The organism is Amaricoccus tamworthensis (assembly GCF_049800875.1).
In the GTDB taxonomy this organism is placed as follows: Bacteria; Pseudomonadota; Alphaproteobacteria; order Rhodobacterales; family Rhodobacteraceae; genus Amaricoccus; species Amaricoccus tamworthensis.
Genome location: NZ_JBNAFV010000001.1, coordinates 496,106 through 519,939, shown reverse-complemented (window position 1 = coordinate 519,939; position 23,834 = coordinate 496,106). Strand labels below are relative to the sequence as shown.

18 protein-coding genes and 1 pseudogene are annotated in these 23,834 nt (G+C 62.5%); 13 read left to right on the top strand and 6 right to left on the bottom strand.

Annotation, left to right across the window (positions count from 1 at the left end):
* Positions 1–65: 65 nt before the first annotated feature.
* From ACP15P_RS02495 to ACP15P_RS02480, 4 genes are read left to right on the top strand one after another with little or no spacing between them, the layout of a single operon-like run.
* Positions 66–926: an FAD binding domain-containing protein gene (locus ACP15P_RS02495; RefSeq protein WP_424926912.1), complete on the top strand. Its 861-nt coding sequence runs from the start codon at positions 66–68 to the stop codon at positions 924–926.
* Positions 923–1,402 (top strand): (2Fe-2S)-binding protein, encoded by a 480-nt coding sequence (locus ACP15P_RS02490; RefSeq protein WP_424926911.1) that lies wholly within the window; start codon positions 923–925, stop codon positions 1,400–1,402. The genes ACP15P_RS02495 and ACP15P_RS02490 overlap by 4 nt, the downstream gene beginning before the upstream one ends.
* Positions 1,402–3,654 carry a xanthine dehydrogenase family protein molybdopterin-binding subunit gene (locus ACP15P_RS02485; protein WP_424926910.1) on the top strand — a complete coding sequence of 751 codons (2,253 nt, stop codon included), beginning with the start codon at positions 1,402–1,404 and terminating at the stop codon, positions 3,652–3,654. The genes ACP15P_RS02490 and ACP15P_RS02485 overlap by 1 nt, the downstream gene beginning before the upstream one ends.
* Positions 3,644–3,892, top strand: coding sequence for a MoaD/ThiS family protein (locus tag ACP15P_RS02480; protein ID WP_424926909.1), 249 nt, complete (start codon positions 3,644–3,646; stop codon positions 3,890–3,892). Before ACP15P_RS02485 ends, ACP15P_RS02480 begins: the two co-directional genes overlap by 11 nt.
* A gap of 33 nt (positions 3,893–3,925) precedes the next feature.
* Here the strand turns inward: ACP15P_RS02480 and ACP15P_RS02475 are convergent, their stop codons facing one another.
* The 5 genes from ACP15P_RS02475 to ACP15P_RS02455 form a co-directional block, all read right to left on the bottom strand.
* Positions 3,926–4,438: a hypothetical protein gene (locus ACP15P_RS02475; RefSeq protein ID WP_424926908.1), complete on the bottom strand. Its 513-nt coding sequence runs from the start codon at positions 4,436–4,438 to the stop codon at positions 3,926–3,928.
* A 21-nt stretch (positions 4,439–4,459) separates the two neighbouring features.
* Positions 4,460–5,689 carry a gluzincin family metallopeptidase gene (locus tag ACP15P_RS02470; protein WP_424926907.1) on the bottom strand — a complete coding sequence of 410 codons (1,230 nt, stop codon included), beginning with the start codon at positions 5,687–5,689 and terminating at the stop codon, positions 4,460–4,462.
* A gap of 88 nt (positions 5,690–5,777) precedes the next feature.
* Positions 5,778–6,500 (bottom strand): TfuA-like protein, encoded by a 723-nt coding sequence (locus ACP15P_RS02465; protein ID WP_424926906.1) that lies wholly within the window; start codon positions 6,498–6,500, stop codon positions 5,778–5,780.
* Positions 6,497–7,612: a YcaO-like family protein gene (locus ACP15P_RS02460; RefSeq protein ID WP_424926905.1), complete on the bottom strand. Its 1,116-nt coding sequence runs from the start codon at positions 7,610–7,612 to the stop codon at positions 6,497–6,499. The genes ACP15P_RS02465 and ACP15P_RS02460 overlap by 4 nt, the downstream gene beginning before the upstream one ends.
* Complete coding sequence (locus tag ACP15P_RS02455) at positions 7,605–10,661, bottom strand: ATP-binding protein (RefSeq protein WP_424926904.1); 3,057 nt, start codon at positions 10,659–10,661, stop codon at positions 7,605–7,607. The genes ACP15P_RS02460 and ACP15P_RS02455 overlap by 8 nt, the downstream gene beginning before the upstream one ends.
* 264 nt (positions 10,662–10,925) lie before the next feature.
* On the opposite strand from ACP15P_RS02455, the gene ACP15P_RS02450 reads away from it, so the two are divergent.
* Both ACP15P_RS02450 and ACP15P_RS02445 read left to right on the top strand, forming a co-directional pair.
* Complete coding sequence (locus tag ACP15P_RS02450) at positions 10,926–12,494, top strand: AMP-binding protein (RefSeq protein ID WP_424926903.1); 1,569 nt, start codon at positions 10,926–10,928, stop codon at positions 12,492–12,494.
* A gap of 204 nt (positions 12,495–12,698) precedes the next feature.
* Positions 12,699–13,913: pseudogene (locus ACP15P_RS02445) on the top strand (GTP-binding protein).
* A 14-nt stretch (positions 13,914–13,927) separates the two neighbouring features.
* On the opposite strand, the gene ACP15P_RS02440 reads toward ACP15P_RS02445, so the two are convergent.
* Positions 13,928–15,262: an ATP-binding protein gene (locus ACP15P_RS02440; RefSeq protein WP_424926902.1), complete on the bottom strand. Its 1,335-nt coding sequence runs from the start codon at positions 15,260–15,262 to the stop codon at positions 13,928–13,930.
* 42 nt (positions 15,263–15,304) lie between these two features.
* Here ACP15P_RS02440 and ACP15P_RS02435 point away from each other — a divergent pair, with 42 nt between their 5' ends.
* From ACP15P_RS02435 to ACP15P_RS02405, 7 genes are all read left to right on the top strand, one after another.
* Positions 15,305–16,225, top strand: coding sequence for an MBL fold metallo-hydrolase (locus ACP15P_RS02435; RefSeq protein WP_424926901.1), 921 nt, complete (start codon positions 15,305–15,307; stop codon positions 16,223–16,225).
* Positions 16,226–16,364: 139 nt separating this feature from the next.
* Positions 16,365–17,588 (top strand): methyl acetate hydrolase AcmB, encoded by a 1,224-nt coding sequence (gene acmB / locus ACP15P_RS02430; protein ID WP_424926900.1) that lies wholly within the window; start codon positions 16,365–16,367, stop codon positions 17,586–17,588.
* A 309-nt stretch (positions 17,589–17,897) separates the two neighbouring features.
* Positions 17,898–18,704, top strand: coding sequence for a flagellar motor protein MotB (locus ACP15P_RS02425; RefSeq protein WP_424926899.1), 807 nt, complete (start codon positions 17,898–17,900; stop codon positions 18,702–18,704).
* A 111-nt stretch (positions 18,705–18,815) separates the two neighbouring features.
* Positions 18,816–20,165 (top strand): flagellar hook protein FlgE, encoded by a 1,350-nt coding sequence (locus tag ACP15P_RS02420; RefSeq protein WP_424926898.1) that lies wholly within the window; start codon positions 18,816–18,818, stop codon positions 20,163–20,165.
* A gap of 44 nt (positions 20,166–20,209) precedes the next feature.
* Positions 20,210–21,679 carry a flagellar hook-associated protein FlgK gene (gene flgK, locus ACP15P_RS02415; RefSeq protein WP_424926897.1) on the top strand — a complete coding sequence of 490 codons (1,470 nt, stop codon included), beginning with the start codon at positions 20,210–20,212 and terminating at the stop codon, positions 21,677–21,679.
* Between the two features lie 4 nt (positions 21,680–21,683).
* Entirely contained in the window at positions 21,684–22,694 is a 1,011-nt protein-coding gene (locus ACP15P_RS02410) for a hypothetical protein (protein WP_424926896.1), read from the top strand.
* Positions 22,695–22,703: 9 nt separating this feature from the next.
* Positions 22,704–23,828 carry a flagellar basal body P-ring protein FlgI gene (locus ACP15P_RS02405; RefSeq protein WP_424926895.1) on the top strand — a complete coding sequence of 375 codons (1,125 nt, stop codon included), beginning with the start codon at positions 22,704–22,706 and terminating at the stop codon, positions 23,826–23,828.
* Positions 23,829–23,834 lie beyond the last annotated feature (6 nt).

Sequence of the window (23,834 nt, the reverse complement as noted above, 5' to 3'; positions counted from 1 at the left end):
TCGGATGGTTCAGGCGCGGCCTGAACGGGCGGAGCATCCGCCATCAAACGTCAGGGGGACATTACATGCGGTATCACAGTCCGGAAAGTTTTGACGATGCGGTGGCGCTCGCGCGTGACGCGGACGGCATCACCCGGTTTTTGGCCGGCGGTACGGATGTCCTGGTCCAGCTGCGGACCGAGACCGTTATCCCCGATGTCATGATCGACATTAAACGTATAACCGGGGTCCACGACATCACACGCGAGGATGGCGGTTGGCGCATCGGTGTCGCCGTCACCGGCGCGGAAATGTCGGAACATGCCGAGTTGAAGAACGAATGGCCGGGTCTTGTCGAGGCAATGGACCTCATCGGCTCCACCCAGGTTCAGGGACGCGCCACGCTCGTTGGCAATCTCTGCAACGGCTCCCCGGCGGCGGACAGTGTCCCTGCAATGATTGCGGCCGGCATTGAGCTGAGCATCACCGGTCCCAAAGGCACGCGCCGGGAAAAAGCGGAAAACATCCCGACCGGCCCCGGAAGGACCAGCCTTGAAAAGGGCGAACTGGTGAGCGCGGTTCACGTCCCGGCGCGTGGCGACAATGCGGGCGACGCCTATCTGCGCTTCATTCCGCGGACTGAAATGGACATCGCCGTTGTCGGCTGTGCCGTCAGCCTGCGCCGTGAGGGCAACAAAATCACCGAGGCCCGCGTGTCCTTGGGCGCCGTGGCACCCACGGCTCTGTTGGTCGAGGACGCGGCCCAGGCCATCATCGGCACTGAGCTCGATGACGCGGCTCTCGACGCGCTTGGTGCAGCCGCATCCGCGGCCTGCAACCCCATTGATGACAAGCGTGGAACCATTAAATTCAGAACACATGTCGCAGCGGTGCTCGCCAAGCGCGCCGCGAAAATCGCATACGACCGCGCGGGGGCAGACAAATGAGCAGCATTCACGTATCCACCACCGTAAACGGCGATGAGGTCGAGTTTCTCTGCGACCCACGCGAAACCCTGCTGGACGTTCTGCGCGACCGGCTCGGCCTGACCGGCGCCAAGGAAGGCTGCGGCACGGGCGACTGCGGTGCCTGTTCCGTCACTGTTGATGACCGTCTGGTCTGCTCCTGCCTCATGCTGGGCGCCGAGGCCGAAGGCAAAACCATCAATACGGTTGAGGGCATCGCCGACGGCGAAAAGCTGCACCCGCTTCAGGAAAAATTCATTGAATACGCGGCGCTCCAGTGTGGTATCTGTACTCCAGGCATCCTGGTTGCGACGAAGTCCCTGCTGGAAAAGCACCCGGATCCGACCGAGTCCCAGGTGCGCTACTGGCTCGCAGGAAACCTGTGCCGTTGCACGGGCTATGACAAAATTATCCGCGCCGTGATGGACACGGCCGCCGACATGAGGAAGGCATCCTGATGGCGTTTGATGGACCGAAGAGAACCGACTTTAAATATGTGGGCACCCGCCCGAACCGTCCCGACGGTTTCGACAAGGTAACCGGCCGCGCCAAATTCGGGGCGGACGCAACGGCGCCCGGCATGCTGCACGCCGCAATCGTGCGCTCGCCCCATGCCCACGCCAAAATCCTGAGCATCGACACCTCGAAGGCCGAGGCGCTCAAGGGCGTGAAGGCTGTCGTCACCCGCGCGGATTTCTCCACCTCGCAGACCGGCGAGAACTGGAACATCCTTGAGAACATCATGGCCGGTGAGAAGGCGCTCTACGATGGCCACGCCATCTGCGCCATCGCCGCAACAACCGCTCTTGCCGCACGGGACGCCGTCCGTCTTGTTGAGGTTGAATACGAGGTGCTGCCTCACGTTACCGACGTCGACAAGGCCATGGCCGATGACGCGCCCGTCATTCGCGCCGGTGCCGCCGACGCCTCCGTCCCCGAGGGCCTGCACCCCAACGTCGTTCGCTACCACGAAAGCGGACATGGCGATGTTGAGAAAGGCTTTGCCGAGGCCGATCTGATCGTCGAGGACAGCTTCCTGACCGAAGCCACCCACCAGGGTTACATCGAGCCCCACGCCTGTCTGGCCCAGCTTGGCTCGGACGGGAAGGGCGAGGTCTGGTGCTGCACCCAGGGTCACTTCAACGTGCAGAAGGTCTGCGCCGCACTTCTCGACCTTGAAACCAGCCAGTTGCGCGTCACCGCATCCGAAATCGGTGGCGGTTTCGGCGGCAAAACCGCTGTATTCATTGAGCCGGTGGCACTGGCCCTGTCCCGCAAGGCCAACCGCCCGGTCAAACTCGTCATGAGCCGTGCCGAGGTTTTCCGGGCCACCGGCCCGACCTCATCGACCTCGATGAATGTCAAAATCGGTATGCGCCGGGACGGAAAAATCACTGCGGCCCAGGGCACCTTCCGCCTTCAGGGTGGTGCGTTTCCTGGCGCGCCTGCCGAGATGACCGCGATGTGCGCCTTCGCACCCTATGCGCTCGAAAACGTGCATCAGGTCGGTTACGACGTCATGTCCAACCGCCCCAAACAGGCGGCCTACCGCGCGCCAGGCTCACCCATGGCGGCTTTTGCCGTTGAGTCCGTGATCGACGAGCTGTGTAAGAAACTCGAGCTCGACCCGATCGACGTGCGCCTCATGAACGCCTCGAAGGAGGGCACCAAAGCCTCCTACGGTCCGAAATTCGACCGCATCGGTCTGGTGGAAACCCTTGAGGCCGCCAAGGCGCATCCCCACTATTCAGCACCTTTGAAAGAGGGTCAGGGCCGGGGCATCTCCTGTGGATTCTGGTTTAACCATGGCGGTGAAACCGCTGTATCCCTTGCACTTTCCGAGGACGGGACGGCGGCCATTTCCGTCGGCACCCCCGACATTGGCGGCTCCCGCGCCTCCATGGCTCTCATGGCGGCCGAGGAGCTTGGCATCCCGTATGAAAACATCCGCACCACCATCGCGGACACCGCAACGCTCGGTTACAACGAGATCAGCCACGGCTCCCGCGTGACCTACGCCAGCGGTCTTGCCACCATCAAGGCCGCCCGCGACGCGGTGGACAAGCTTTGCACCCGGGCCGCTGCCAAATGGGGCATCGACCGTGACGCGGTGGTTTGGGAAGACGGCTGTGCCAAGCCGTCCGGCCACAATGCGGGCGACTTCGATCCGCTTCCGCTGGCCGAAATCACCAAAGACATGGGGGCTACCGGTGGTCCCATCGTGGGTCATTTCGAGGCAACCCCGGAAGGTGCGGGCGTCAGCTTCGCAACACACATCGTGGACAGCGAGGTTGATCCCGAAACCGGTCAGACCAAGGTCATCCGCTACACTGTGGTTCAGGACGCCGGCAAGGCGATCCACCCGACCTATGTGGAAGGCCAGTACCAGGGCGGTGCCGCCCAGGGCATCGGATGGGCGCTGAACGAGGAATACATCTATGGCGAGGACGGCCGGCTTCAGAACCCGCTTTTCCTCGACTATCGTATCCCCGTGGCCTCCGACCTGCCGATGATCGACACGGTCATCGTCGAGGTGCCGAACCCCGGACACCCCCATGGCGTGCGCGGTGTTGGCGAGACGTCCATTTGTCCGCCGCTTGCCGCAATCGCCAACTCGGTGTCGAATGCCGCGGGTGTGCGTCTGCGGCAGCTGCCCATGTCGCCGCCGCGCATTCTTGAGGCTCTCGAACGTCAGGCCAATGGCGGTTGAGGTTCATCTCTGGTCCGGCCTTCGGCGTTTCGTCGATGGCCGGGAAAGCGTGGAGGTCGAGGCCTCCAACGTAGGTGAGCTCCTGCGCGGGCTCGCCAAAATCGACCCCGGCCTGGAGGCCGCCATCGACGCGGGCGTATCCGTGTCCATAGACGGACGCATCTACGGCTACACGCTCACCGAGCCCGTAAGCCCGGAAAACGAGATCTATCTGCTTCAGAGGATCAAGGGCGGGTAGGGCGCCCAGGCGGCGCCCATCCCGGCACCAAAATTACGACAGCCGCCCGCCGCGATGGGACAGCTGCATGTTCGACGCATAGCTTTTGGTCGACTGGTTGCCCGGCGTATTCGCATCCAGGATCAGCGATTCCACCGTTCCGGTTTCAATCTCGATCGCCACGGTCTTGGTATGCTTGCTCATGCGCCAAAGGTACAGCTTTGCGGTCCCGTCCGCCTCGCCAACGGCATTTGACGCCGTCGAATTGATGTAGGCCTCGCCGTCACCCTCTACGATAACGATGCGCGGCTTCGGCAAACGGTAGGTATGGCCCTCGTAGGCATAGGCGTAGACCACCGCGACGTTGGGCTCGCCCGCACCACCATCGGTTTTCGGCGTACAGGAAAGGGTGAGCTGCGTGACGAGGTCACTGTTGACCTTAATCGTGCCCTCTGTTGCCTCGTCATCGGGGCCAAGCTTGGCTCCGATCAGCACAACCTCGCTCGGATCAAATTCACGTCCCGCTGCCAAAATGGCTGCCAAATTATCCATGTTACAATCACTCATGTTATGGTTACCTCCTGTTAATCACACCCAGACCCTGTTCCGGCCCCGACCCTGACCGATCGTAAACGTATCGAAGGGATTGAGAATTTCGCGCCAGTGCAGGCACTCCATCACGGTCTCCGCGACCCGGCCCTCGTTCATCTCCTGCAACATGTCACACACGGCATACCCCGCCGTCACATAGTCGAGGTTCTGGTTGTCGAGCGTCGCCCAGGACCGGGCCAGCGCCGTCCCCATGATGTCCCGCGCATCAGACAGCGCCGCCTTGAACCGGAAATGGTTCAGGTCATAGCTCTCCGCAAAAGCCCGCCCGTAGCGGTCGGCCAGATCCACATTCAGGTCTCGCGCATCCGCAATTCCGTGCCGGGGCAAATCCACCAGCCCCTGGTCAACGACCATGTTGTGATAGGTCTCGACCACCGCATCAAAAAACGCCCCCGTAAACGGCCGCGACCGATCATGCGGTTCCTCGCCAACCTCACTCATTTTCCGCGCGTTGCCCGCGATCCGGACCTGCCGTTCGTCGGCCAGTTCCGCAAACGCGTTCAGCTCATTCATCGCGAGCAGATTCCCCGACCCGCGCCGCAGCAGCCGGTCCATCGCCGTATCGAAATGCAGCATCCCGATCAGCGAACAAAGGTCCGATATTCCCTCGTGATAGGCCACAAAATCCGGCCCCGGCGTAAACCCGTCCGGCGGCAGGCCAATCTCCGCAAACAGCAGCGAATGACCAATCTCATGGGCAATCACATCGAAGTTCAGCGCGTAGGGATGCGCCGAACCTGACTCCGACACGTCATAGCCAAACTCCAGGTAGCCAAACCCCGACTGCGCATTGTCCCACTCGATCAGAGGCAGAATCTCCAGGCGCTGGTAATGACCTGCAAAATGCCAGTCAATCCGGTGTCCGATATAGCTTTCCCAGATATCCAAAACCCGCGCCACGCAGCCAAACACATGTGCGCCCAGGAACTCCCGGCTGTCCGGGTCGAGGTGATCGAAATGCCCGTCCGGACCGGGCTCCGCCATCGGAAATGACGGACCGTTATATGGAGGCAGGAACGGGAACTCGTAAGGCGTTTTCTCAATGGCCGGATCGACCACATACATCCGGTCATTGGATGGGCCAGCCCCGACCGTTCCCAAAGGGTCGGAGATCCATACCAGTTCCGGTTTTTCGTAACCCCGCGTCGTCGGGGCCTGCGGGTAGAGCAAAAACCGTGTACCCGCGCCTGAATTGTTTTCCGCCAAAATAAATCCGCCTGGCTCACAACGTATTGGTAAATATACTACCTTTTTTGTCGCGTTTTCACCAGTTTTAATTGGCAGCGTACGGTGATCAGCCGAAATCCGCACCAAGCCCTGATGCGGCAAGGTCGTCGAGCCATGCATGAACCACCGCAGGTGGAGGGCGATCCACCACGGGCCACGTGCCGCTATGATCGTATTCCGACATTCTTTTCAGGAGCGTCGTGGCATCCGCAGCCTTCTGTGACCGGTGCCGAGACTTCACAAACCCGATCAACTTCGCATCTCCGGAGTCCACCACAAGTTGCATGAGCTTCCGTTTCGGAAACATCTGAGCCTCCGCTGTTTCGACCAGCTTCCTTTCGTGCTCACGGTCAATCACGCCCTGTCGTCGGGCTTTTCGCAGCGTTACCCGAATATCAAACAGCGCATCAGACACCGGCCGGGACCCCAGTTCATGGGGCGCATGGGTCACCGCCACCGCATCATCCGGCGTCATCGCATAGCGCCGGTACCAGCGGTAAATCACCCCCACACCTTCCATCCCGTAGTCATGCAGTTCGGCCGCCCGCAGCGCGCCCATGCTCGACGCGCCAAAGACCGGTATGCCCTTCGACAGGACCCACATGATCTCCCGGTGCCGCACGGTCGGCACCTCGGTGAACACCCCGTCGATAATTCCAATTGCTGGCGGTCGAAACGGCAGGACCCGCATGAGATCACCCTGCTGCACCGGCGGCAGGTATTCCGCACCCAGAATTCCCTCGGCCTCATTCCGGGGCAGGGAGGGTCCTAAAAACACCACCGGCTTCATGACGTTCCTTCCATGCGCATCGGGTCCGCCATCAACTCCGGCACCAACACCCTGACCACATGCAGCGGAATTTCCCCATCCGCCAGCAGCGGAACAGCAACCACCGGACCCGGCACCACATCCAACAACGCATTCAGTCCAACCCGCTCCGCCGGCCGCGCGTCATCTGAACCGCTCGCAGGCGACCCGAATTCAGGCGCATCCCAAAGCTCAACCAGGTCACTCATCTTCGCACCGTGCCGGTACAGCGCCCGGGTCATGTCCTCCCGCGCACCGGATATCACCGCCAGCCGCGCCTGCACCGCCTCAAGCAGCGCCGCCAGTAGAGCCGCTCCCTGGTCCTTCCGCGCCGCAAACCCTTCCGCCGGCAAAGCCAGCCCCGGATTGCCGTGCGGATCCTCCATCACCCGCACCATCACACAAACCGGCCCCGGCCGCTGCGTCATGTCCCACGCATGTATCCGCAATCCACAGGCTCTCACACGCCCGAAAGTCCTGGCCAAAGCCTCGGGATGCCGGGGACACTCAGTAATGCGTCGACTCTCATCCAGCGGCCAGGCCGCAAACAACCGTATCCGCGCATCATTCTCAACGCATTCCAGCAACCCGTGCCGGATTGCCGTCCCCTCATCCGCCCCGGCACCAAGCCCAATGGAACTGCGCAGAACCGGATCGTTTTCAAATGGTCCGCCTGACGAGAAATCCGTGGAACACAGCGCCATGGGCACCGGCATCGCCGCACCCGTCCGCAGGCACCGCCCCGTCGCCCACCGGGTCGCCGCGTTCGGCCAGCCCTCAAACCCCGGCGCCAGCGGGCGCCACGCGTCAGGCACATCCTCCGGAACCTCACCGGACCACGCGGGCACACCATCGAAGTTTTCACCGGACCTCATCTCGATGCATTCCACCGCGGCACTGATCGCCGCCGACGCCTTGCTCAAACCCTTGCCCTGGGTCACCGCATTCGACAGCGCCGAGGGCCGCACCGCCTGCACAACGGGAATGCCGAGCCGGTCAAGCCCCGTCACATCCGCGATGCGCGTGATGCCATATCGTTTCAGATGTGGACAAAGAGCCTGCCAGTACCGGACGTCACTCCCGGTTTCAGACATTGAGCCGTTTCAGAAATTTCAGGGCCTGGGCTTTCTTCGGACCATCGGACACCAGATCAATCCGGTCGAGTAGCGTGCTGCTCACCTCACCGGGGACATCCAGGCCAAGCTGCACCCGCATCGAGTGGTTGCGCAGAAGCAGCATGTTGGCGTTCTGGTGCTTCGCCATCTCAAAGCCCTCATCGAGGAACCCTGCGGCCCGCTCATCCTCGCCGATCATCGTGCTGAGCCACGCCCGCCGCCGCAGCAGCTCCGGCACCCAGAACACCAGGTTTGTCTGCCGGGCCTCCTCGATTTCCCGGTCAAGATCGGCCACCGCTTCCCGCGCCTTGCCACAGAGCGTCATGGTCTCCGCGACAATATCCGCATAGATCGGCGTGTCCTCCAGCGCCCCAAGATCCCGCAGCGACTGAAGCCCGTTGCGTACCCGGTCCGCATCATAGGCCAGGTTCGAACGCGCGGCGAACCAGCCCCCGAATATCTCCCGTTTGGCGGCAATCACCGGCAACTCCCGCGAGCCGGTCAGATCGGTAATTTTCCCAAGCGTGCGGCCAATCTCGTCAAAATCCCGACGGTAAAACGCCGCGAGTGTCGCCATGTCGAGAGCGTGCAGCGTGCTTGGCGTGTGGCCGGTCTCATCGGCCCAGTCCTCCGCCTTTTTGATGGCCGCCAGAGATCCCTCAACATCGCCTTTCATCCAGAGCGACTGCGCCCGTTCGCCGAGACCGCAGACCCGCGCGTCATGCCCGTAATGATGCCGCGAGGTCTCGGCCACACTCGTGTCGTAAAGCTCCAGCCCCTCATCAATGGCCGCCAGACACCGGTCATGGGCACCCGTGGCAAACTGCGTCGCCCAGCCGCAATGTAGCGCCTGAAGCCGCGCCTCCCGGCTCTCGCTCTCCGAGATGCCCTTGATGATCACGTCCGCCCGCCGAAGCTGTTCCTTCTGGTCCGAGGCCGTAAACCACCAGCCCCACAACACCGGAAACCACTCGCCGCGCTGTCCTTCTTCCAGATCAAAGACCAGTTCCTGTCCCGACCGGTAAATTCCGGCGGCCCCGCGGGGCCCAGCCACCTGGCTGATCAGCGGCCCCAGCAGCGTGATGATCCGTAGACGCGTCTCCCGCCGCCGTTCCGCGTCCCTGATCTTCGCGGTGAGTTTCAGCGCCCGCTGCAGCGACGCCTCCGGTGCCGTTACGGCCGAACGACGGATGGCGGTCTCCGCCGTCTCGATCAGCAGATCGACGCCCTTCTCAATCCGCCCCGACCCCAGACAGTGCTCCGCCAGCGCCTCGCGCGTGACCCGCGCCCGCACGGCCGGGTCGTTTTCCACGAGGTCGACGATCTTGCCGTGGAGCATTTTGCGTGTGGAGCGCAGCTGCGTCTGATAGGCCGCCTCGCGGATCAGGGCGTGCTTGAAAACATATGTCCCGCCATTGTCCGGCGTCTCCAGGATCGCCTGCCGCAGCAGTTGATGCAGATCGACCTCAAGTTCCGGCTCCGGGAACCGCGTCTGGGCCAGTTTACTCAGCACCAGGTAGTTCGCGTCCCGCCCGATGACACTGGTGATCCGCGCGGAGCGCTTTGCCCGCCCGGCATTCTCGATCCTAACCGCGAGCAGATCCTGAAGGCTCGACACCCCGGTCTCGTTCAGCAGATCGATCTCACTCTCACCGCTCTCCCGCGCCTGTTTGGCGAAGGCCGACAGCTCAATGAGAAACAGCGGATTGCCGTCACATTTCGACACGATCCAGTCCCGTGTCCGCGCCGACAGAGCGTCCTCCGTCACCGCCCGCACGAGCGCATGGGAGTCCCCCTCCGAAAGGGGGCCGAGCGTCATGTCCTCGAACACCGCACGCGTATCCGCCGTCACACCCTCGTTGCGAGACGTGACCAGGATGAACAGGGGATGCTGCCGCACCGTCCGCGCCAGTTCCTCGAGCAGCGCGAGCGTCACCTCGTCAACCCAGTGCAGGTCCTCCACCGCCAGCAGACAGGGCCGCTCCCAGGACAGCCTGCGGATCTCCTCCGCACAGCCCTGAACGATCCTCCGGCGCCGTTCCTCGCTGGAAATGTTCGGGTCCTTCTCCAGACCGCGCAGCAGATCCGCCGTCGCCACCGCCGCATTGGCGATGCCCTGGTCCTGTTCCCTGTTCTCCCAGGCCCGCTCATACATGGTGATCAGCGGGTAAAGCGCCGAACCGGTCGTGGAGGGCTGGTTCTGCAGCGTCAGAATACGTCCGCTCTTGCCGACCTCGTCCTTTAGCGCGACGGACAGCCGCGACTTCCCGATCCCGGCCTCACCCAGAACCATTATGGCCCGCCCGGACCCGTCCTGGGTTTTGTCCCAGGCATTTCGCAGCCGCGCCAGTTCCTCCGTACGAGAGGTCAAGGGCGTTCCGGAATCCCGCGCCATTTCAAACCGCGACTGCACGTCCTTCTGCCGTTTCAGCGAAAACGCCACGCTGACATCCGGAAAGCCCTTGAGCGACAGCCCCTCGACCTGGTCGAACTCAAAAGCCCGCCGGGTCAGTTCATGGGTCGCCCGGTCCACCAGAACCGTGTTCTGTTCGGCAACCGACTGCAGCCGCGCCGCCAGGTTGGGTGCAACACCAACCGCCCCGAGCGCCCCCTGGCGCACCGCCGCGGCATTGCCGGGCAGAATTACGATACTCGTGGAAATCCCGATCCGCACATCCGGCATCGACTGCCCGTTGCGTTCCAGCTTCGCCCGCGCGTCCAGAATACCGTGCGCGGCACGCACGGCCTGGAACACCGCGTCCTCCATGGGGTCGGGAAACCCGAAATAGGCCATCCCGCCATCGCCCAGCACCTGCTCCAGCGAACCGTGGTTCGCCTGAATGCCGGACCGTGCGATCGAGTGGACACGCAGAAGCGTCTCCCGGATTTCCTCGGGATCGAGCGATGCCAGCATGTCGGTTGACCCGACTATGTCGTAGAACAGAACCGTCAGCTGTCGGCGCTCATCCGGCTGTGCCGGTTCACCAAGGAAGCCGTCCGTCTGTTCGGAACCGAAGAGTGAGCCCATGTATTTTTATCTCCCAGGGGAAACTGACAGAAAACGGCCCCCTGCGCACCAGGAAAACGTACCGTTTGGACAATATTTCAGGTAATTATCCAATGCATTCAGCAACGATGCCCGCGGCCTGTTCATGTGCTATAGTGTCCGGACGGGCGGGCTGGCCGCATTCTGATTTCATGTGCGCCGAATCGTTACGGATGGGATCCGGTCATCGTTCCAGCCCGCAAAATAAACCGGCCAGGGTGCCGATAAACAAAAAGGGGAGGAGTGATGAGGGTCTACAAAAGCCACCATCCCGACGTGCATATCCCGGACACGACCGTGTCCCAACTGGTCATGGATGGAATTTCGACGCGCCTCTCCGAGCCGGTCCTCGTCGACGGTCACAGCGGGCGCAGCGTCACGGGTGCCGAACTCGCCGATGGCATACGCCGCTTCGCCGGCGGGCTCCTTTCGCGCGGCCTTGGCAGCGGTGCGGTCACGGCGATCCTTCTGCCCAACATTCCCGAATTCGCCACCGTTTTCCACGGCATTGCCTGGGCCGGCGGCACGGCCACGCCGATGAACGCGGCCTACACCGCGCCGGAAATCCGCCACCAGCTTCAGGCCTCCGGCGCGCGCCTCGCGGTCACAATCCCGCCTCTGCTCGAACAGCTGGAAGAAGCCATCCCCGGCACCGGCGTCGAGGAAATCGTCGTCATCGGCGACTCCGGCGACCATACCTCGCTTGAGGATTTTTTCGGTGAACCGGTCGAGGCGCAAATGCCGGTCGATCCCGCCACGCATCTTGTGTCCCTGCCGTATTCCTCCGGCACGACGGGTCTGCCCAAGGGCGTCATGCTCACCCATCGCAACCTCGTCTCCAACATCTGCCAGGCCGATGCGTTTCTGAAGGTGCAGCCCGGCGAGGTCACACTTGGGGTTCTGCCGTATTTCCACATTTACGGCAAAATGATCCTGAACCTTTACCTCGCCCGTGGCGGCGCGCACGTCACGATGATGCGGTTCGATCTCGAACAGGCGCTTCAGCTGATCCAGGACCACCGCATGAAAATGCTCTACGTGGTGCCCCCCATTGTGCTCGGCCTCGCCAAGCATCCCATGGTCGACAAATTCGACCTGTCGAGCGTCGAGGGCGTGCTGTCCGGTGCGGCTCCGCTCGGTGCCGATCTCGGCCGCGCCTGCGCCGGGCGCATCGGATGCCGCGCGTTGCAGGGCTACGGCATGACCGAGGCCAGCCCCGTGACCCATCTCATCCCGCGCGATGATGAACATCACGGGTCCGCCGGTCTGGTTGTCCCCAACGTGGAATGCCGCATCATCAGCGCCCAAACCGGTGCCGATGTCGAACCGGGAGAGGAGGGGGAACTGCTCGTGCGCGGCCCCAATGTGATGACCGGCTATCTCAACAATCCCGACGCCACCGCCAAAACCCTCGACGCCGACGGCTGGCTTCATACCGGCGACGTGGCCCGGGTGGATGACGAGGGGTATTTCTTCGTCGTCGACCGCGTGAAGGAGCTGATCAAGTACAAGGGCTTCCAGGTGGCCCCAGCCGAGATCGAAGCGCTGCTCGTGACCCATCCCGCCGTCGCCGACGTGGCCGTTATCGGCAGACCGGATGACGAGTCGGGCGAGGTGCCGATGGCCGTGATCCAGCCCACGCCCGACATGGACAAGGTCACGCTCGCCGAGCTGCAGGATTTTCTTTCCACCCGAACGGCGAAGTACAAGCAGATCCAGGATCTGCGCTATGTCGAGGCGATCCCCAAATCCGCCTCCGGAAAAATCCTGCGCCGCGTCCTGCGCGACGAACTGCTCGAACCGGAACCGGCCTGAGCCTGGGCTGGACCAAGCAAAAATTCCGTCACGGGTCACTGTCAGGTGCGCGCTCCAATAGGTGTGCCGCATCGCTTTGCGGCTGGGTAAGGGTGGGGTTGTTCTCATTAATGTAATGTTATAACATAGCAATTGTAGCGACAACCCCAACCTAAGCCAACGCCTCGGCTGCGCCACGCATCCGGGCTGGAAAGACCTGCGTCCATGACAACCGACAATCGACTCCCCGTAACCGTTCTCTCCGGCTTCCTCGGGGCCGGAAAAACCACCCTGCTGAACCGCGTTCTTAACAACCGTGAGGGCCGCCGCGTCGCGGTCATCGTCAATGACATGTCCGAGGTGAACATCGACGCCGACCTCGTGCGCGCCGATACGGAGCTGTCCCGCACCGATGAGACCCTCGTGGAAATGTCCAACGGCTGCATCTGCTGCACCCTGCGCGACGACCTGCTCCACGAGGTCCGCCGCCTCGCGGCCGAGAAACGCTTCGATTACCTGTTGATCGAATCCACCGGCATCTCCTAACCGCTGCCCGTTGCCGCCACCTTCGAGTTCCAGGATGAGTACGGCGCGAGCCTCTCCGACATCTCCCGGCTCGACACAATGGTCACCGTCGTCGATGCGGTGAACCTGCTGAACGACTTTGCCAGCCACGATTTCCTCAGCGACCGCGGCGAAACCCTTGGTGAGGAGGACGAACGCACGCTCGTTCACCTGCTCACCGACCAGATCGAATTTGCCGACGTGGTGATCCTCAACAAGGTTGCCGATGCCGGTCCCGAGCGTACCGACGCCGCCCGCAAAATCATCCGCAGCCTCAACGCCGATGCCAAAATCATCGAGGCCAATCACTCAAACGTTCCCGCCGATGCCATCCTCGACACCGGCCTTTTCGATTTCGAAAAAGCCCATGAGCACCCGATGTGGGCCAAGGAGCTTTATGGTTTCGCCAACCACGTGCCCGAAACCGAGGAATACGGCGTGACCAGCTACGTCTACCGCGTCCGCCGCCCGTTCATCCCCGAGAAGATCATGGAGGTCCTGAACGGCGACATGCCCGGTGTGATCCGCGCCAAGGGCCATTTCTGGATTGCCACGCGACCGAAATGGGTCGTCGAATTCTCCCTCGCCGGAGCCCTGTCCTCCGTCACGCCGCTCGGCACCTGGTGGGCCTCCGTTCCGGAAAGCAGTTGGCCCGACCATGACGGCCTGCAAAGCTACATGAAGCAGCACTGGCAGGAACCCTGGGGTGACCGCCGTCATGAGATCGTCTTCATCGGGAGCGGCATCGACTGGCCCGCACTGAAGTTCCGCCTCGACGCCCGCCTCCTGCCGGAGGTGATGGCCAGCGGCCCGGCCTCTCTGCCCGATCTTCCCGACCCGTTCCCGGAATGGCAGCAGCCCGGACAGGCGGCGTAAAACCCCGCAACGACCTATCGCGGAATGCGGAATTCAATCCGCAATCCGCCCAGATCGGCACTCTCGGACAGTTCCAGCGCGCCGCCATGGCTGCGCGCAATATCCGCCGCAATTGACAGCCCGAGGCCCACATTACTACCACTGTCGAGGTTCCGCGAGGGATCGAGCCGTGTGAAAGGCTGGATCGCCTCCGCCCGCTGCTCCTCCGGAATGCCCGGCCCGTTATCCTCCACCACAAACACCAGCGCATTGGCATTGAGCCGCACGGTCAGCCGAACGCGCGTCCCGAACCGCGCCGCATTGCCGGTCAGGTTCTGAAGCGCCCGCGACACCGCCACCGGCCGCAGTGACACCAGCTCGCTCTCCGTGCTCTCATTGCGCTTGACCAGATCAATCCGGACGCCACTGCGCATCTGCTTGCCCACAATATCGGAAGCCAGGCCAAACGGGTTGGTTGGCACCGTTTCCTCGGTGGCATCACCGCGTGCGAAGTCGAGAAACCCTTCCAGCATCAGGCTCATCTGATCCACATCGTCGCGCAGCGCGCGCGTGTCCTCGTCATCCTCCATCATCGCAAGCGTCAGCTTCATCCGCGTCAATGGTGTGCGCAGGTCATGGCTCACGCCCGAGAGCATCTGCGTCCGCTGCTCAATCTGCCGCTCAATGCGCGAACGCATGTTGATGAAGGCACCACCCGCCCGGCGCACCTCTTCCGCACCACTGGGCCGAAACTCGTGCGTCCGGCCCTTGCCGAAGGCCTCCGACGCCTCCGCCAGCCGCCGGATCGGCCGCACCTGATTGCGCAAAAACAAAACCGCCGTCGTGGCCAGCAGCAGCGACACCATGACCATCAGAACCAGCAATTGATGCGGGTTCGACACCGACAGCCGCCCGCGCGGCACCATCATGCGCAGAACCCCAAACTCGGTCCGGGTTTTGATCAGCGCAATGTCGTCATCCGCGCTCAGGTCAATCATCAGGTCATGGGGAATACGCTCGATCAGCGTGTTCACAACCGTCCGCCCGGTGATGTCGAGAACGTCCCGTTCCACGCCCGGCGAAATCTGCTCTCCGCCATCAAGCACCGCATCAATCGCCAGTGCCTGCGCAATCCCGTTGAGCCGGTCCGCCGCCTGCGAAGAATCCGCCGAGGAATTGACGTTGTCTATCGCGAAATTCAGCCCCTGCGCCACCGAGGCCGTCATCTGCTGGGTCACACGCTGGTAGTGGCGCTGGAAGAAAACAAAGCCAACAACCAGTTGCAGAACAATGATCGGAACAAGCAATATGGCCAGCGAGCGGCCAAACAGGCTGCGGGGAAGAAATGATTTGATACCGGATGCGGCCATGATCCCGAGGATTAAGCACCGGCAAGGCAGGGCGCAAGCACGATGACGGACGACCCCTTCAACCGCGACCACGCGCCAACGCCGGGCGAGGTCGAAACGCTTGCCCCCGGCATCCGTGTCGTCACCGCTCCCAATCCGGGCCCCATGACCTTCACCGGCACGCGCAGCTTCATCGTAGGGCAGGGCGAGGTTGCCCTGATCGACCCCGGTCCAAACGACCCCGCACATCTCACGGCCCTGCAAAACGCCACCGAGGGCGAACGCGTCACCGCCATCCTCATCACCCACGCCCATATCGATCACAGCGCCGCCGCCCGCGAGGCAGCGCGGATCTTCGACGCCCCTGTCATGGCCCATGGCGACCCCGTCGCCGCCCGCTCGCCGCTCATGTCCGACTTGGCCGAACGTTTCGACCTCGGGGGAGGTGAGGGCATCGACGCCACCTTCACCCCCGACCGCACCCTGCGCGACGGCGACACCATTGACGGCCCCGGCTGGTCCCTCCGCGCCATTCACACCCCTGGTCACCTGGCCGATCACCTCAGCTTCGCGCTGGGCGACACCATTTTCTCCGGCGACGTCGCCATGGGCTGGGCGCCCGCGCTGATCTCACCCCCCGACGGCGACCTCGCCTCCTGGCGGAACAGCATTCGCACACTGCTGGCCTTGAAGCCTACAACCCTCCACCCCGGTCACGGCGCCCCTGTCGACAGTCCGGCCCTGATCCTGGACCACCTGCTTTCACACCGCCAAAGCCGTGAGGCCCAGGTCCTCGACGCACTGTCCTCCGGCCCCACCACCATCCCGGCCATGGTCACGCGCATCTACGCCGACGTGGATCCACGCCTGCATCCCGCCGCCGCCCGCAACGTCGTTGCCCACCTCATCGACTTAGTCGAGAGGGGAGAGGTCACCTGCCTCGGGCAACTCGGCCCGGATGCGCAGTTTTCGCTTATTGGTTGAAAAGAGACCTGCCTCCAAACAACCCGACCGGAACTTCTCCGCCGATACCGAATGCGCACGACCGCCACCCTTGATCGTGAGGCGATCAACGCGCAACATGGGGCAACCGGTGACAAACCGGAACCTGGGAGGACGGAAAATGACGGAACAACTGAAACAGGCGTGCGACCGCGTCCTGACTGACATAACGACAGGCGACAGCCGCGTGCCAGGCGTTGTCGCAATGCTCACCGACCGCGACGCCAATATCTACGAGGGCGCGGCGGGCGCGCGAAACCTCGATACCGGCGCTGAAATGACCACCGACACGGTCTTCGCCATGTTCTCAACCACCAAGGCCATCGCCGCCACCGCCGCCATGCAGTGCGTGGAGGATGGCCTGCTCGATCTCGACGCACCAGCGCGGGAATACAGGCCGGAGATCGGAGAGCTTCAGGTTCTCGACGGCTTCCACGCCGATGGCAGCCCACGTCTGCGCGCACCAAATCGCGAGATCACAACCCGGATGCTCCTGCTGCACACGGCGGGCTTTGGATACGACTTCTTCAACGAAAACTACCGCCGGCTTGCGGACGAACACGGCCAGCCGTCCATCGTGTCGGCTACACGTGATGCGATCAACACACCGCTTCTCTTCGATCCCGGTGAGCGCTGGGAATACGGCTCCAACATCGACTGGGTCGGCCAGATCATCGAGGCGATCCGCGGCAGACCGCTGGGCGACGTCCTGGCAGAGCGGATTTACGCCCCGCTCAACATCACCGACATGGCCTTCACCCGCACCGACGACATGAAGGCCCGCAGCGCATCCATCCACGCCCGCAACCCCGACGGAAGCCTTAAGGCCACAGGCATGGCCCTCCCGGACAACCCGGAAATCCAAATGGCCGGGCACGGGCTCTACGGATCGGTTGGCGAGTACATGAAGTTCATCCGCATGTGGCTCAATGACGGCGAGGGGGAGGCGGGCCAGGTCCTCTATCCCGAAACCGTGCAGGCCGCGGTCCGCAACGGGCTTGAACCGCACCAGAGTGTCGTCAAGCTGCCCGGCGTCATCCCGTCCCTCTCCAACGACGCCGAGTTCTTCCCAGGCCTGCGCAAGGGCTGGTCCTGCGCCTTCATGCGCAACGAGGAACCCGCCCCAACCGGTCGGCCCGCTGGCGCGCTGGGCTGGGCCGGGCTTGCAAACCTGTTCTACTGGATCGACCGCGAAACCGGCATCGGTGGCTTTTGGGCCACGCAGATTCTGCCCTTCGCGGACGCGGTCTCGTTCACCGGTTACATGGATTTCGAGACCACAACCTATCAAACCCTCTCCGGATCCACCCCGCCGGTCCGTGAGGTCGAAGCGGCGGTAGGCTGACAAAAACCAACCCAGGCCCCGACCGGCCAAATCCGGACGGGGCCCGCACCCAAAGCAACAAAATCGCAGGATTTTGCAGCTACACATGCGTTCCCGTAAAATCTCAGGATTTTGCGGCTACACATGCGTCCCCGTGGCTACCGGGACGCCACGGACCGGAACAATTCATGGTTATCCGAACCTGAATTTCTTCCGGCCAATTGTCAGGAAAATCGCTTTAAAACAGCGTGTTCCGGCGCGTTCCTGGTAACCTTAACTTCAGACCTTCCAGGTTAACTGCCCCACGGGAAAGCTTTGGGGGCTGGGGATATGGCTAAAGACGCCGCAACGAATATTACTATTATCAGACGTAAGAAGGTCGTCGCTGGCGGCCATCACGGTGGTGCATGGAAAGTTGCCTATGCGGACTTCGTGACGGCCATGATGGCCTTCTTTCTGCTCATGTGGCTGCTGAACGTGTCGAACGAGGAAACCAAGGAAGGTCTCGCCGACTATTTCAGCCCAACCGTGAAAATCTTCGACACCAGCGGTGGCGGCGACGGCCCCTTTGAGGGCTCGAGCATGTATGCCCAGGAAGTACTGGCCAAGGACCTGACGGGGCAGGAGGGTGACCCGGAGGTTCTGACCGAACTTGGCAATCCGGACGACACCCAGTGGCAGAAGATCGAGGAGGAACTCCTCGGTGGCAGCGGCGATGCGATCGACGCGGATCCCATGATGGACCATGTCGCAACCCGTCTGACCGACGAGGGGCTGATTATTGAGATCTTCGATATCGAGGGTTCGCCACTTTTCGAGGGCACAACCGCCCGTCGCAACGAGATCCTTGACCGTCTTGTCGGGATGGTAGGTGGCGTTCTCTCCCACACATCCAATCCGGTCGCAATCTCAGGTCATCTGGCGGCGGGCGACGTGGCCGGGGCCGAACTCGACCCGTGGATGCTGTCCTCCGACCGCGCCCAGATCGCACGCCAGATCCTTGTTGGAAATGGTGTTGCCGACGCCCGGATCAGGCGCGTAACCGGCAAGGCCGACCGGGCTCCGGTGGACGCGGATGAGCGCAGCGACCGCAACCGCAGACTGGAAATCATCCTGCTTCGGAGCTTCGAAGAATGATTAAAAGTTTCCGGGAATTCCATCTGTTAGCGGGATATTAAGTACCCTGCCTCAGTGACTGTGTCCGTAAAGAGTCTCCAACGACCGCTCCACACGGACAAAGGACTGAGTATGAGTATCGGATCTTCAATGAACGCCGGCGTATCCGGCCTTCAGGCCAATGGCAACAAGCTGGCCACAATCGCTGACAACATCGCAAACTCCGAGACCTATGGATACAAACGGTCGGACGTTGAGTTCTCGTCGATGACAATCAGCCAGGATGGCGCTTCTGCTGCGGCCGGCGGTGGCAAACTTGTCTCCGCCGGTGGCGTGACCACCAACGCGATCTGGGATGTTGACGCAAAAGGGGCCCTCGAGAGCACCGCCAACTCCACGGATATCGCCATTTCCGGCCGTGGCATGCTTCCCGTGATGAACCTCACGGACGTGGATGATACGGATCCGGCAATCATGCTCACCACAACCGGTGGCTTTGCACTCAATGCGGATGGTTACCTCACAACATCCACCGGCCTCGTTCTGACCGGCTGGTCTGCCGACAAGGATGGCAACATCCCGCCCCAGGCCCGCTATTCCACTGAGGGTCTTGATCCCGTCTACGTCAACATTGCCGACGTATCCGCTGTTCCCACGGATGAGATCACCCTGGGTGTGAACCTGCCCGCAACGGAAACGGGATTTGGTGAGTCCGGCGATCCGCTTCCGGTGACGATGGAATACTTCGACAACATCGGCGCGTCGCAGAACCTGACCATCACCTACACTCCGGTTCTGCCTGCACTCGCCACCGACCCGGACACCAACCAGTGGACCATGGAAATCACCGATCAGGAATCGGGTCTGTCCGCAGGTATCTGGGACATTGAGTTCAGCGACGCCGCCGCAACGCCGGGACAGCTTTCGTCCGTGGTACTCAACACCCCAGGTGCCGCACCGCTGTCCACTGCATATGACGGCAACACCGGCATTATGACCCTGGACCTCGGCGACCAGACAATCGAGATGAACATGGGCTCCACACTGCCCGACGGTGTGCAGTACATGAGCCAGCTGTCGAGTTCCTTCTCTCCGCAGGGTGCAACGGCCAACGGTAACGCGGCCGGAACCTTTGCCGCACTCGAAGTTGACCAGGCCGGCATGCTCTCCGCCATCTACTCCAGCGGATTCACTCAGGTTCTCTACCAGATCCCGCTTGCCGACGTTCCCAACGTTGACGGCCTGAACGTCCTGTCAAACCAGACGTTCTCGGTTACCAACGCCAGTGGTGCCGTCTACCTTTGGGATGCGGGCGCAGGGCCCACCGGCACCGTTGAGGGCTATGCCCGTGAGCAGTCCACCACGGACATCGCAAACGAGCTGACCCAGATGATCCGGACCCAGCGCGCGTACTCCTCCAACGCGAAAATCATCCAGACCGTGGATGAGATGCTTCAGGAAACCACAAACCTGAAACGCTAATCCCCTCAACCCTTCCGTGACCCCCGGCGAAAGGACCAAAACCCATGAGTCTTAATACAGCGCTGTTGAACGCATCGTCCGGCCTTCGGGCCAATGCCCGTCTCGTGGACGGCATTTCGGACAATGTTGCCAATGCCCTGACTGAGGGTTTTGCCCGCCGGGAGGTGGACCTGACATCCACCGTGATCAACGGATACGGGGCAGGGGTCGGCATCAACGGCACCAACCGTGCCGAACATGTCCGCATGACAGCCGAGCGGCGCGCCGTAGAGGCGCCGCTCGGTGCAAGCCACACGATCTCGGAAGCCTGGGAACGGATGCTCAACGTGGTCGGCGAGCCCGGAGCCGAAGGCTCGCTCGGCGAAATGGTCAACGCTCTTGAGAGCAACCTCATCACGCTCGCCAGCACCCCCCAGTCCGCGACCGAACAGGCCGCCACCGTCCAGGCGGCCCAGAACCTCGTGAACAGCCTGAACGCCATTTCGGCAGAGAACGATTCGATCCGGACCGACGCGGAACTTGAGATCGCCCGCCAGGTCGACACGGTGAACGCCGCCCTCCATGACATCGACGATCTGAACAACCGGATCGTCCACATGACCAACACCGGGGGCGACTACAATGCCCTTATGGATGAGCGCGACCGTAAAATTGATGAAATCGCTACAATTATTCCGGTTAGCGTAGTAAGGCAGGACCGAAATCAGGTCGCCGTCTACTCCTCCAACGGCGGTGTTCTGCTAAACGGTAAAGTATATGAGCTCAATTTTGAGCCTAAAGCCGGTGGTGTCACCACGGAAATGCAGGTCGGGGTCGCCCTCAATTATCTGCAGCAGGACCGTGGCGCAAATATTGGTTTTGAGGACATCGCCGCCGGAACCGGCAGCGGCCTGCTTGATGGCGGCTCGCTCGGCGCACTGTTTGAGCTGCGCGATTCGGTTGTTCCCGAATACCAGGGCGAGATCGACGCCTATGCGGTCGACCTCATTGAGCGCTTCCGCGACCTCATGCCCGCCGGTTTCCTTGATGGAAGCGGCGAGGGCCTCTTCGTCGACAGCGCCGGCACCGGTGTCGCTGTTGGCATGTCCAACCGCATCGAAATCAACGCGGCCGTTGACCCCGCCCAGGGCGGAGAGGTCTGGCGCATCCGCGATGGCCTTGGCGCCGCCGTTGAGGGCGAGACCGGCTTCGGTGACTACATCGAGGCCATGTCCGACGCCCTTGCCGTGGCCCGCACGCCGACCGGCTTCGCGCTTCAGACCAACGCGGCCAGCTCCTCCGCCTTCGCCGGGGAAATCGCCTCATATTTCGCCGGTGAGGCCTACCGCGCGGATTCCGATCTCGCCTATCTCAACGGTCTTTCCGAGACCCTTGCCGAGAACGAGATCAACATCATTGGCGTCGATACCGACCATGAGTTGCAGAGACTAATGGTTGTTGAGGAAGCCTACGCGGCCAACGCCAAGGTTCTGTCGGTTCTCGACGAGTTAATGCAGCTTCTACTGGGAGTATAACGGGATGTTTATCAGCGGATCCACCGAACTGGCGCGCATGAACGCGATGCAGTCCCGCACCAACGCGATCCAGAATGACCTGGTCCGCGTCGGCAAGGAGCTCTCCAGCGGCCTGAAAACCGACCTCTACGAGGCATCCGGCGGCAACAAGGCAAAACTCTACGCGATCGAACGCGCGCTCGACCGCAACGACGCGTTTTCGCGCAACATCACCGTGTCCGAGCAGCGCCTGACCATCGCGCAGAACTCGCTCGAGGTCATCCAGCTCGCCGCCGAGGACCTCTCGGTCGACATGCTCGCCGCAGCGGGCAGCGCCCCGGTCGCGCAGCTTGAGCTTCACGCCGACGAGGCCCGTATCGACTTCGCCAATGCCGTCAGCATGCTGAACTCTCAGGCCAACGGCGCCACGATCTTCGGCGGCATGGCCGTGTCGAGTGTCGCGATGGAGAAGGGTGAGACTATCCTCGCCGAGCTTGACACGCTGGTTGCCGGCGCACCCGACGCCGCAACGGCCATCGGCCTCATCGAGACCTATTTCGACGCGGCAGGCCCGGGCGACTACTACACCAACGCCTATCTCGGCTCCGACCAGAACATGGCCGAGATCGAGCTTGCCGAAGGCGACCGCCTTGATTTTGGAATTCGCGGTGACACGCCAGAGGTCGTCGCAATGCTACAGGCCTATGCCATCTCCGCGGTGGTGGCCGGCGGCCTCTTCGCGGGTGATTCCGCCAACATCAAGGCGATGATGGGCGAATCCGGCGAACAGATGCTCTCCGCCAAGCAGGGGGTACTGAACCTCCGCGCCCAGGTCGGCACCCAGCAGGAGCAGATCGAGGACGCGAAATCCCGCAACACCGCCGAACGCACCACACTGGAACTGACCCGCCTGGGCCACATCGGCAAGGATGAAACCGAATCCGCTGCCGAGTTCAAGGCACTGGAAGCCCAGCTGGATGCGGCCTTCATCGTTACCGCGCGTCTCGCCTCAATCAGCTTCACCAACTACATGTAATGGACGGTCATGCGCCTTAATCCCCTTCCTGGACTGCTCGTACTGATCGCCGTGACCTTCCTGTCCGGCGTGACGACGCCTGCCGCCGCTTCGCCCGCCCGTATCAAGGACCTGGTCGAAATGGACGGGGTCAGGGGCAACGACCTGCTCGGTTACGGCCTTGTCGTCGGTCTGAACAACACCGGCGACAGCCTGCGCAACTCGCCCTTCACTGAAGACGCGATCATGAACCTGCTGGAACGGCTGGGCGTGAACGTGACAGGTGAACAGATCCGCGCCCAGAACGTGGCTGCGGTTCTCGTGACCGCTACCCTGCCGCCCTTTGCCCGCGCGGGCTCCCAGATCGACGTGACCGTGTCAGCCATCGGTGACGCGGAAAGCCTCATGGGCGGTACGCTCGTTATGACCCCGCTCAATGCGGCGGATGGCCAGATCTACGCCGTGGCCCAGGGGTCGATCATCGCCGGTGGCGTGACCGCGGGCGGTGAGGCCGAAACCGTGACCCAGGGTGTGCCCACCGCCGGTCTTATCCCGGCCGGGGCCCGCATTGAGCGTGAGGTGGAGTTCGACTTCACCCAGATGCGCAATATCCGTCTGGCCCTGCGCAACCCGGACTTCACCACCGCCGCCCGCATGGAGGCCGCGATCAACCAGGATCTCGGCGTCCGCATCGCCCGCATGCTCGACTCCGGCACGGTGGAACTGGATTTGGGCGCGGCCGGCGTGAACGAACCCGCACAGCTGATGGCCCAGATCGAAAACATCGAGGTCCTGACCTCCACCCGCGCCCGCGTCGTGGTGGATCAGCGCTCCGGCACCATCATTCTCGGCTCCGACGTCCGCATATCCCGCGTGGCCGTCACCCAGGGTTCCCTGACATTGAGGGTCGAGGAAGCACCGCTTGTGGTTCAGCCCAACCCGTTTGCCGACGGCGAAACCGTTGTGATCCCGCGCACCAATGCCGAGATCGAGGAGGATCCGGGCAACGGCCTCGCCATCGTCGAGGACAGCGTCTCACTGCCTGACGTGGTCGCGGGCCTCAACGCGCTCGGTGTCTCCGCCCGCGACATGATCGACATCCTGAAATCGATCAAGGCCGCCGGCGCGCTCCACGCGGAATTCATCGTACAGTAAAACCGG

Excerpts from the sequence above, each read along its gene's own strand:
- ACP15P_RS02465 (WP_424926906.1), bottom strand. The coding sequence starts at position 6,500 with ATGAAGCCGGTGGTGTTTTTAGGACCCTCCCTGCCCCGGAATGAGGCC.
- ACP15P_RS02425 (WP_424926899.1), top strand. The coding sequence starts at position 17,898 with ATGGCTAAAGACGCCGCAACGAATATTACTATTATCAGACGTAAGAAG.
- flgK (WP_424926897.1), top strand. The coding sequence starts at position 20,210 with ATGAGTCTTAATACAGCGCTGTTGAACGCATCGTCCGGCCTTCGGGCC.
- ACP15P_RS02420 (WP_424926898.1), top strand. The coding sequence starts at position 18,816 with ATGAGTATCGGATCTTCAATGAACGCCGGCGTATCCGGCCTTCAGGCC.
- ACP15P_RS02440 (WP_424926902.1), bottom strand. The coding sequence starts at position 15,262 with ATGGCCGCATCCGGTATCAAATCATTTCTTCCCCGCAGCCTGTTTGGC.
- ACP15P_RS02410 (WP_424926896.1), top strand. The coding sequence starts at position 21,684 with ATGTTTATCAGCGGATCCACCGAACTGGCGCGCATGAACGCGATGCAG.
- ACP15P_RS02450 (WP_424926903.1), top strand. The coding sequence starts at position 10,926 with ATGAGGGTCTACAAAAGCCACCATCCCGACGTGCATATCCCGGACACG.
- ACP15P_RS02455 (WP_424926904.1), bottom strand. The coding sequence starts at position 10,661 with ATGGGCTCACTCTTCGGTTCCGAACAGACGGACGGCTTCCTTGGTGAA.
- ACP15P_RS02405 (WP_424926895.1), top strand. The coding sequence starts at position 22,704 with ATGCGCCTTAATCCCCTTCCTGGACTGCTCGTACTGATCGCCGTGACC.
- ACP15P_RS02495 (WP_424926912.1), top strand. The coding sequence starts at position 66 with ATGCGGTATCACAGTCCGGAAAGTTTTGACGATGCGGTGGCGCTCGCG.
- ACP15P_RS02480 (WP_424926909.1), top strand. The coding sequence starts at position 3,644 with ATGGCGGTTGAGGTTCATCTCTGGTCCGGCCTTCGGCGTTTCGTCGAT.
- acmB (WP_424926900.1), top strand. The coding sequence starts at position 16,365 with ATGACGGAACAACTGAAACAGGCGTGCGACCGCGTCCTGACTGACATA.
- ACP15P_RS02485 (WP_424926910.1), top strand. The coding sequence starts at position 1,402 with ATGGCGTTTGATGGACCGAAGAGAACCGACTTTAAATATGTGGGCACC.
- ACP15P_RS02475 (WP_424926908.1), bottom strand. The coding sequence starts at position 4,438 with ATGAGTGATTGTAACATGGATAATTTGGCAGCCATTTTGGCAGCGGGA.
- ACP15P_RS02435 (WP_424926901.1), top strand. The coding sequence starts at position 15,305 with ATGACGGACGACCCCTTCAACCGCGACCACGCGCCAACGCCGGGCGAG.
- ACP15P_RS02460 (WP_424926905.1), bottom strand. The coding sequence starts at position 7,612 with ATGTCTGAAACCGGGAGTGACGTCCGGTACTGGCAGGCTCTTTGTCCA.
- ACP15P_RS02490 (WP_424926911.1), top strand. The coding sequence starts at position 923 with ATGAGCAGCATTCACGTATCCACCACCGTAAACGGCGATGAGGTCGAG.